The organism is Coleofasciculus sp. G2-EDA-02, assembly GCF_040226375.1.
Lineage (GTDB): Bacteria > Cyanobacteriota > Cyanobacteriia > Cyanobacteriales > Coleofasciculaceae > Coleofasciculus.
In genome coordinates this window covers 1-9,660 of record NZ_JAVKEW010000031.1, presented here as the reverse complement: position 1 = coordinate 9,660, position 9,660 = coordinate 1, and the positions used below count along the sequence as shown (strand labels likewise).

Sequence of the window (9,660 nt, the reverse complement as noted above, 5' to 3'; positions counted from 1 at the left end):
GATAACCAACAATCCCCGTAGGGGCGCACCGACGTGCGCCCTTTACCAACCGACGTGCGCCCTTTACCAACCTGCGCCTAATTTAACCGCAAACTAGCGATGGTGCGTTACGCTTCGCTAACGCACCCTACGATTTTGCTTGTTGGCGAGTATCAAAGGCTCGTTGATGAGTATCAGACACTCGTTGATGAGTATCAGACACTCGTTGATGAGCATTAAACACTCGTTGGCGAGTATTAAACACTCGTTGATGAGTATCAAACGCTCATTCACCATGGGTGGGCGCACATCGGTAAGATGAGGGCGCACGCCGTGCGCCCCTACGGTTCAACGATTCATATTTCCCTATCTCAATGCTGAATAGCCAAATGGGATGAGAGAATAAGATAAGGTGTATGGAGAATGTTACCGATGAATGACTATCACCAACAATTACTAACTGCATTCCTGAATGGTTTAGCCAAATTAGAACAACCGCTACCGCCAAAAGTGCAGTCTAAACTCCATGATTTAGCCCAACAGATGAAAGCCAATCCCCATACAATTGGCAATCTGGATAGCATTGCAGCAGACTATCCTCCCCTCGATACTCTGTATCATCAGGAATGTAATCAACTTGAGCAAAATGTAGGAGTTCGCAATAAAGGATTACCTCCCCTTCCCATCCCCAATGAAGCTACCCAAGAACTCACGAATTCCGCTATTGATATCTTTAGCGCCCCTGATTCTGTAGCTAAAGCCAAGACTAAAGCCAATCCGAATCTTCTACAACGGATTTGGCAAGCCATTCGGGGTAAAAACTGACTATGTCTGATGCAATTATTTATCCCAGTATTAACCTCTTCCTTTATGATCTCCAAGCAGGATTAGGACAAAATTCTCAGCAACTTGACCAAAATCGCCGCCGATTCTGGCAGAAAGTCTATGGTGATTTAGATGAAACCAGCTTTGAGGAAACCTACACCAAACTGTCCCCCACTCAAACCCTTCCTTGATTCTGGCATCATTCCCTTACTGGAAACCAGATATAGATACTTTCCTGATCCGTTCGATGGGTACTACGAACCCCTAGAACTTAATGATACCTATGCTCTCCAGGTTGATTATTCGGGAAAACTTGATGCGAATAATCAATCCAATGATCAGCCTCAACCTCTCCACGATAAACCCTTCTTTCACCTAAAACAAGAACTGATTCAACGCCTATCCCAACAAACGGGAACGATTGGACAAACCTGGTTACTCTGGGGTCAACTGACTACCCCAAAAACTGATACCGAAATTGAGGAAATCGCCCAAGATTGCTACACCAAAATCCTCAGCGATTATAACTGGACCAGAGATATTATCGGCAAAGGACAGTTAAACGGTGCAACTCTATTTGAACTCTGGTATCGTCCCCCCAATCCGGGCTTAGAGGCTGCCGACTTTTGGCAAAACTATCGCCAAGAAAGCCATCACCTGTTAATCTGGCTCTTTCCCCACGACTCCACCCCAGATGCGATGCGAACCCAGGTACAAGCTACCTATTATGACTGGTTGCGCTTGTTTCAATACCGCCATAAAATTGTTTGGTCGTATTACCAAAGCCAAGCCCAGAAATCTGACCTCAAACGGGAATACGTGGAGATTCAACCCGCGATTCAAGATATTAAACACATCACCGAACAATGTGAAAGAAACCGCGTGAGTTTAGGGCGACTGCAAAAAACTCTGAAAGACCACTTGATTAATTTATCCGATTATGCTCTTGCCTTAAACGCTCTACAAAACCAAAGCCGTACCCTGACGATTAACCTGGAAAACTATCACTATCGGCTGGAAGCGATGCAGAAAAAGTATCGAGGGAGTGACTTAACGGTTCTGAAAGAATTCAGCAGTGAACTCTACGCCCAGAAATACCAGCGCCAAGTCGCCTCCGACTGTGAGAATTTCCAACCTGGACTCACGTTACTAGAAAATCTGAATAGTACCCTACAAGGGATTATCGACGTTGAGCAAACCAAGAGCGATCGCGCCTTGGATAATACTATCGCCTTAGCTGGAATTGGACTAGCGATTAGCGGCTTAACCGCCACCGCGATTTCCGTTCAACAACCCCAACCGAAATCCTACACCGATGTTTCGTTTTTATCCTCACCCATTTTTATCTGGAGTCTGGTATTAAGCGCCCCATTTCTTATCGCCCTCCTCTATCGTCTCATCGCCCATCTGTGGCGGCGTTAAATCGGTGTTAGCTGGAATGAGAACTGACTTACCATGCTGGTGGGCAATGCCCACCCTACGGTATATTAAGGGTTTCAGTGTTAGGTCTGACTTTTGATGGTATGTGGCGCAACGTGAGTGTGAATTGTGTAGGGGCGGGTTTCACCACTATCTTTTCGGTTGCAACCTGATGTAACTAAACCCGCCCCGACTCAGGTTTCTAGACTTGCTGTCAAAAGTCAGAGTTTCATACCAAATCCGCCTTTAGAACCCCTTTTTTGCCCTGGCGACTAGAAGTCGCAGCTACACAAACAAAGTCCGCCTGCGCGGACTAGCTTATAAGGGGGGTGGCTAACCCGGATTTGGTGTCACCGCCCATCCTAAGCGAGTGGGCTGCTGGTAAATCCGTTTGAGCGTGTTGATATCCCGCACGGAGATTTCCGGGGGATGGCGAACCTGGGAATAGTACATCGTATCTGTTTCTACGGGAGAATGACCCCAAATCCCCAACGCATGTCCTATTTCATGACGAGCCGTGGCTAGGGTATAGTCTACTGTTTGGTGGGGACTCAGATAAATGGTAAACTTATGTGCTAAAATATCCCGTGGTTCCTTCACTCCTGGACGCAGATAAAATTCGTAGCGAGTTTCTGCGGTACGGGCGCGAATATTCTCAAATCGTTGGGTTTCGCGGTTAAAGGAGGCTTGCAGAGGGGGACGCGATCGCACAATCGTAATATCTGCCGATTCTGTCTCAGAAACCACCAGTAACGGTAAATAGACAGTCCATTCCTCTACCGCTTGTAAAACAGCATTGTACCAATCGTGGAATCGTTTAGCACTAGCCGAGGATTCTGCTGATTCTCTGGGTTGTTCAATATAAACCTGAACCGGAAACTCAGACCAAACCAGATACTCCACGGGGGTTAACTTAATCTCCGTCAAATAATCACCGACACCAGTTTGATCATCCCACTGCGCCAATGTTTGGGGGAGGGGGTGAGGTTGAGGAGTTGGGAGAGAGAACGGAATCCCAGGGACATGCCAAGATATCGATAGTAACAGAATTAAACCACTGGTCAAGATCGCTATCCACAAGAGACGTTTCCTGGTGCTATGGAGGAAACGCCTCAGCTTGGGAGCGGTAATTTTTCTCATCCCAAATTCTTTGCTTGTTCGATTCAGTGGGGGAAGATATCACTGATTCAACCACCCAGCACTGAGAACAATGGTCAAACCGATAAAGATAATGGCAAGCACCCAGGTAACCCGGTTGAGGGCAGTTTCTGCACTTTTGGCACTGGTAAACAGTTGGGCTTGACCGCCGATCCCACCAATACCATCCCCTTTGGGACTATGAAGCAACACTAAAATAATCAAACCGAGAGCAGATACTCCCCAAACAATTTGCAGAACTTGACTAACGATCATCGCTGATTATGGTTTAGTTGTCAGTGGAAATTTGGTCTTGTTGTTTTCGTCTCAGACCAAAGACTACAAGGCAACTCGTACTGGTGTCCGATTCTTCCGCACATCAAACTCCACTGGTTTAATCATAGAACGTCCCGTCATTTCTGCCGGTTGTGGTAGTTGTAAGATGTCCAGAATCGTCGGGGCAATATCTGCCAAACGTCCATCGCTACGCAGGGCAACGTCGGTGCCATGTCCAGGGATTTTTAATTTTTCCCCTTCTATCAGAATAAAGGGTACAGGGTTAGTTGTGTGCGCTGTCCAAGCATTGCCTTGTTCATCTTGCATGTATTCCGCATTCCCGTGATCGGCGATAATGATCGCGGTTCCGCCCACTTTGTTGATATTCTCAATCAACCGCCCCAAGCAGTGATCCACCGTTTCAATGGCTTTCACACAGGCTTGTGTATTTCCTGTATGTCCTACCATATCCGGATTGGCGTAGTTGATCACAACTAAGGAGTAAATCATTTTGCTGATCGCCTTTACCGCCACTTCCGTCACCTCGACGGCGGACATGGCGGGGGCGCGATCGTAGGTTGACACCATGGGACTGGGAATGAGTTCCCGATCCTCTCCTTCAAAGGGTAATTCTAAACCGCCATTAAAAAAGTAGGTAACATGGGCGTACTTCTCGGTTTCAGCGGTGCGGAATTGGCGCAACCCCTTACGGGCGATGACTTCGCCGAGGATATTATTCAAGTTCTGCGGCTCAAATGCCACCAAAACCGGGAAGTTGGGATCATACTGAGTAAACGTGGCAAAGGCTAGGGGTTTAATCAGTTCCCGTTCAAATCCGCTAAAGTCCGGATCGGTGAATACTTGGGTCAGTTGTCTGGCGCGATCGGGACGGAAGTTATAGAAAATCATCCCATCCCCCGGTTCCACCGCACCAGACGTAATCCGAGTGGGTAGAATAAACTCGTCGGTAATGTCCGCCTGATAAGACGCTTGCATCACCTCAACCGGACTACGACCATCCCCATTCCCATCCTGGGTGATTATGTCGTAAGCTTTTTGGATGCGATCCCAGCGATGATCTCGATCCATGGCATAGTAGCGACCACTAATGGTGGCAATGCGTCCAATGCCAATTTTGTCAATATGCTCTTGAATGGTCTGAATATAGCTGATCCCGGAGTTAGGGTTGGTATCACGACCATCCATAATGGCGTGAACGCAAACATCAGAGAATCCTTGGGATTTAGCAAAATCCAGTAATCCCAGCAGATGGTTGATATGAGAATGCACACCACCGTCTGAACACAAGCCAATCAGGTGTAACTTACCACCTTGATGCTTCAGTTCTTGGCTCAATTTCTGCAGGGCTGCATTCTCATGGATAGAACCATCTTCCACAGCATCTGAGATGCGAACTAGTTCTTGGGGGACGACACGCCCAGCACCAATATTCAGGTGACCCACTTCCGAGTTACCCATTTGACCCTCTGGTAGACCTACGTCTTTACCAGATGTCCGAATGGTTGTACTGGGATAAGCCGCCAAAAGGCTATCCATTACAGGGGTTCGAGCGATGGCAATGGCATTTCCATCCATTGCTTCGCGGTAGCCCCAGCCGTCCAAGATGACTAGCACCACAGGAGATACAGGTGCTTGCATCATAGTATCGCTCTTTATTCCTACACTAATTTCACCGCTATGATATCATTAGTTTCTTAAATTGATGGCTAATCTTTGCCTTTCTTTTGGGTTTTTAGGCGTTTAGCCCGAAAAATTAGCTAGATTTTCTTTCTCTAGAGTCCTCCTTTTCGATAAACTCTATAGAAATAATACTTATTGACACTGTTCTCAATTAGTTCGGTCTTCTATCATGAGTAATACCAAATCCGGATTAGTCACCGCCTTTATAACCTAGGTTCTTGTCGGCGGACTTTGTTTGTGTAGCAGTGATTTTAATCGCTGTGGCAAAAGGGGGTAATCTGATCGGATTTGGTATAGCGGTGAGGGCAGGTTTTGTCTATCAGAGATAGGAAAAAATTCCGATTAATCCCTGATAGGACAGATATACCACGGTACTTGTCTACGTTGGTTTATTGACCTTTAGCCGCTGCTTTATTCTTGGCAGCTTTTGCTGCTTTCTTGGCAGCTTTTTCGGCTGCGATCGCGGCGAGTCGTGCCTGTTCTTTCTCTTCGGCAATTTTATCAAGGTAGTAGTGATAATCGCCTAGATAAGTTCGGAACTCACCATCGCGAATTTCAACAATTTTCGTCGCCACTTGGGAAATAAAATAACGGTCGTGGGAGACAATAATCACGGTACCATCATAATGCTGGAGGGCTTCCTCTAACATCTCTTTGGCGGGGATATCCAGGTGATTGGTTGGCTCATCCAATAGGAGTAAATTTGCGGGACGTAGCAGCATTTTTGCTAAAGCCAGACGGGCTTTTTCTCCCCCACTCAGGGATTCGACTTTTTTGAAGACTGTTTCACCACTAAAGAGAAATCGCCCTAATAAGGTACGAACGTCTTCATTTTTCCAATCAGGAACTTCATCATGGATGGTTTCCATGACAGTTTTAGTTAACTCCAGCGCTTCGGCTTGATTTTGCTCAAAATAGCCGGGAATCACATTATGCTGACCCAGTTCCACAATCCCTTCTGTGGCGTTTTCCATCCCCATCATTAGGTGTAATAGCGTGGATTTGCCTGATCCGTTGGGTCCTAAGAAAGCGATGCGATCGCCCCGTTCAACCAGCAAGTCTGCACCGAGGAAGAGAATCTTATCGTCGTAGGTATGCACCAAATCCTTAATCTTGACCACCTCGCGACCACTACGAGGGGCTGGGGGAAAGCGAAAATGTAAGCTTTTTAAGCTACCCGTTGGTGCTTCAATGCGTTCAACTTTTTCTAATTGTTTCTCGCGGCTTTTTGCCTGGGTGCTGCGGGTTGCACTGGCGCGGAACCGCTCAACAAAGGCTTGCTGCTTTTCTAGTTCTTTCTGCTGACGCTCGTATGAGCTGAGTTGGGATTCTTGCATCTCGGCTTTTTGCTGTAAGTAAGCCGAATAATTGCCTAGGTAGGTGGTAGAGACGCCGCGTTCTGTTTCCACAATCTGGGTACAGAGGCGATCCAGGAATTCCCGGTCATGGGATACAATCACCATCGGGGTTTTTAAGCCTTTTAGATAATTTTCTAACCATTCGATGGTTTCTAAATCGATGTGGTTAGTCGGTTCATCTAACAGTAATATATCAGGACTTTGCAGCAGGATTTTGCCCAAACTCATCCGCATTTGCCAACCACCACTGAACGCGCTAACTAAGCGATCGCCGTCTTCGGGGGCAAATCCCATTTCCGGTAATATCTTCTCGATTTGCGCTTCTAGAGAGTACCCATCGAGGGCTTCAAACTGACGCTGCAATTTATCCAGCTTGTGGATCAGGCGATCGAGTTGATCGGGATCAGCGGTTTCCATGTCCCGTTGCACCTGCGCCAGATTATGCTGTACTTGGTTGGCTTGTGTAAATACCGTCCAAAATTCTTCGCGCACCGTGCGACTAGGATCGACTTCAAATTCTTGGGTGAGGTAAGCGATGTGGAGACTGGTAGGGCGGATGACTTCTCCAGCCGTGGGTTCTATCTCCCCAGCAATAATCTTGAGTTGGGTGGATTTACCCGCACCATTAACGCCAACTAAGCCGATGCGATCGCCCGGTTTGACTTCCCAGTTGACATCCTTGAGAACTTCGCCAGTGGGATAAATTTTACTAATGTGTTCTAGTCTCAGCATGGGTGTAATGTCTCAAGCAGATTACAGCAGGGAGATTGAGATACCCGACGTTTTGGGTGCGCCGCTGACTCTCTATCCGTGTTTATCGTAACAAAATTTAATGGATCTATTTATGGGTATCTACCGATAACCTTTTAACAAAATCCGCCCTTTGTCATACAAAAGAGGGTTGGGTATCGTTTTGTAGGGGCGGGTTTAGGGGTAAAGCTAGGATATCTACCAATAACCTTTCAACAAAACCCGCCCTTTGTCATAGTGAACCGATAATCTAGAGGGTGTAGCGGGGTTAGCGGTGAGAGAATATGGAAAAGGGATACAAAGAAGATTTGGCATATATCCATGATGTCGGGTTTCGGGATTACGCCCTTAAATCTGCACCTGGTATATTGGCAATCCTTGCTCAAAACCAAATACGAGAAGGTTTAGTAGTGGATTTGGGTTGTGGGAGTGGATTATGGGCGCAAAAACTGGTAAAGGCAGGTTACCACGTTTTCGGCGTTGATAGTTCTGAGTCAATGATCGCCATAGCACGAACCCGAGTCCCAGAAGCGGAGTTTCAGGTTGAGTCACTCTTCAATGTAGATATCCCCGCCTGTAATGCTGTCACCTCCATTGGTGAATGCCTGAATTACCTGTTTGATCCAAAGAGCGATCGCGCTTCACTAATCCAACTATTTTATCGTGTTTATAACGCATTAGAACCTGGGGGTGTTTTCATTTTCGACATTGTAGAACCCGGACAAGTTGCACCAGGAATCCTCACCCAGGGATTTACCGAAGGAGAGGATTGGGTGGTACTGGTGGAAAAGCTGGAGGATCGTGAACAGGAGATATTAACTCGTCGAATTATTACTTTTAGGAAGCTGGGAGAATATTACCGACGGGATGAGGAAGTACACTATCAGCGATTATACCAAGGAACAGATATCGCGGAACAACTGCGTCAAGTCGGTTTTGAGGTACAAACGATGCGGAGTTATGGTGAATACCCTCTGCCGAAATCTCGTGTAGCGTTTATCGCACGTCAACCCACCTAATGGCAGCGATATATCACAGCTTGTCATTGAATAAATCTTGATAATTTTAGTTCTTGCTATTCAAAGCATGAGTTGACATTTAACCCTTAGCGAATTAATCCTTGTTGTTGAGCTAATTTGTGATTTAGCACGACCAAATAAGCTACCAATAAATGCCAAATTTTTATAATAAATTCGGGTTAGCCACTCTAGTTATAATTCAGTCCGCGTAGGCGGACTTTGTTTGTGTAGCAGCGATTTCAATCGCCGTAGCAAAAGGGGGTAATAAAGGCGGATTTTGCTATCTTGTATCCGTTGAGCCTCTCGCCTCATAGCATCACAGCCTCAATACTGCATACCTCTCCCAGCTAATCCACCTTCGCTCAGCATTATAGTCTCACGGATAGCGTCCTTGGGCAATCAATACTTGACGATAAGACAAACGAGTTGAAGCATTGAGTTTGAGTAAAAACACCGTTGCTCGACCTGTTGCTGTCGTACCAATAATGTTGGTTTCGTCTAAGGTAAAGTGATCTGTCCAGACTTGACGGCGTGGGTTAAACAAAGGGACGATTTCATGACTAAGTGGATCAAAGGTTGTTAAGTCAGAGCCTTTGTGACGGTTGCAAGATAAACAAGCTAGTGCCAGATTTTCGGCTACGGTTTTACCGCCGTGTTTTCGAGCAATAATGTGGTCAACTTCGTGGCTGTAGATTGAATAATCTTGGTGAATGAGACAGTATTCACATTTACCCTGCGCCCGTTCAATCACTAGCTGACGTAGGGAAGGGGAAATCGAGTAAGGAGTTATTTATCCGATTAAGTCATAAGCTTTGGCTTTAAGCAGAATCATCAGATGCTCTAACTGCTCATATAAATCAAGTTCTGTTGCTTCAGCTGCTGTTAGTGTTCCTTCTCTGTTTTTGTCTAGCAGCGTGTGGAGACGTTCTTGGGCTTCTGCTGAAACTTTAAAGGTAGTGATTTCTTGAGGAGTAGGGCGGGTGATCAGAAAGTCTAGAACTTCAGTGTATGCAATTGGAGCATCTGTTGGGTTAGTAACAGATGAGATTTGGTTAGTTGACACTCCCCCGGTTGAAAACACGGGGGATTCTTCATTCATCCAGAAGCCTTAAAGTATTGACTCTCATCAATACACCAGAGGGCTAACTGTCCTGAAGCGTTTATCCAGTATTCCTGGAGAGTTCCCGTGTGACCCA

10 protein-coding genes are annotated in these 9,660 nt (G+C 46.4%); 4 read left to right on the top strand and 6 right to left on the bottom strand.

The genetic code is table 11. The features are described 5' to 3' along the window. The first annotated feature begins 411 nt into the window (after positions 1-411). Genes RLO19_RS03325 through RLO19_RS03315 form a run of 3 tightly spaced genes read left to right on the top strand, consistent with a single transcriptional unit; the run spans position 412 to position 2,226 of the window. Entirely contained in the window at positions 412-804 is a 393-nt protein-coding gene (locus RLO19_RS03325; RefSeq protein WP_446353820.1) for a hypothetical protein, read from the top strand. A gap of 2 nt (positions 805-806) precedes the next feature. Further along, complete coding sequence (locus RLO19_RS03320) at positions 807-995, top strand: hypothetical protein (RefSeq protein ID WP_446353818.1); 189 nt, start codon at positions 807-809, stop codon at positions 993-995. Next, the gene (locus tag RLO19_RS03315) at positions 949-2,226 is read left to right on the top strand and encodes a hypothetical protein (protein ID WP_446353817.1); all 1,278 of its coding nucleotides are present in this window, start codon (positions 949-951) and stop codon (positions 2,224-2,226) included. The genes RLO19_RS03320 and RLO19_RS03315 overlap by 47 nt, the downstream gene beginning before the upstream one ends. A gap of 330 nt (positions 2,227-2,556) precedes the next feature. Here the strand turns inward: RLO19_RS03315 and RLO19_RS03310 are convergent, their stop codons facing one another. The 4 genes from RLO19_RS03310 to RLO19_RS03295 form a co-directional block, all read right to left on the bottom strand. Further along, positions 2,557-3,303 (bottom strand): peptidase, encoded by a 747-nt coding sequence (locus RLO19_RS03310; protein WP_446353816.1) that lies wholly within the window; start codon positions 3,301-3,303, stop codon positions 2,557-2,559. 99 nt (positions 3,304-3,402) lie between these two features. Next, positions 3,403-3,636: a preprotein translocase subunit SecG gene (gene secG, locus RLO19_RS03305; protein ID WP_446353814.1), complete on the bottom strand. Its 234-nt coding sequence runs from the start codon at positions 3,634-3,636 to the stop codon at positions 3,403-3,405. 63 nt (positions 3,637-3,699) lie between these two features. Then, positions 3,700-5,298 (bottom strand): 2,3-bisphosphoglycerate-independent phosphoglycerate mutase, encoded by a 1,599-nt coding sequence (gene gpmI, locus RLO19_RS03300; RefSeq protein ID WP_446353812.1) that lies wholly within the window; start codon positions 5,296-5,298, stop codon positions 3,700-3,702. A gap of 428 nt (positions 5,299-5,726) precedes the next feature. Then, positions 5,727-7,427, bottom strand: coding sequence for an ABC-F family ATP-binding cassette domain-containing protein (locus tag RLO19_RS03295; RefSeq protein WP_446353810.1), 1,701 nt, complete (start codon positions 7,425-7,427; stop codon positions 5,727-5,729). Positions 7,428-7,729: 302 nt separating this feature from the next. Here RLO19_RS03295 and RLO19_RS03290 point away from each other — a divergent pair, with 302 nt between their 5' ends. Beyond that, positions 7,730-8,464: a class I SAM-dependent methyltransferase gene (locus RLO19_RS03290; RefSeq protein WP_446353808.1), complete on the top strand. Its 735-nt coding sequence runs from the start codon at positions 7,730-7,732 to the stop codon at positions 8,462-8,464. 376 nt (positions 8,465-8,840) lie between these two features. Here RLO19_RS03290 and RLO19_RS03285 read toward each other — a convergent pair whose 3' ends face one another. Together RLO19_RS03285 and RLO19_RS03280 are read right to left on the bottom strand one after the other, a co-directional pair. Then, positions 8,841-9,254, bottom strand: a complete 414-nt coding sequence (locus tag RLO19_RS03285) for an HNH endonuclease (protein ID WP_446353822.1) — start codon at positions 9,252-9,254, stop codon at positions 8,841-8,843. Continuing rightward, positions 9,255-9,563, bottom strand: a complete 309-nt coding sequence (locus RLO19_RS03280) for a hypothetical protein (protein ID WP_446353806.1) — start codon at positions 9,561-9,563, stop codon at positions 9,255-9,257. Positions 9,564-9,660 lie beyond the last annotated feature (97 nt).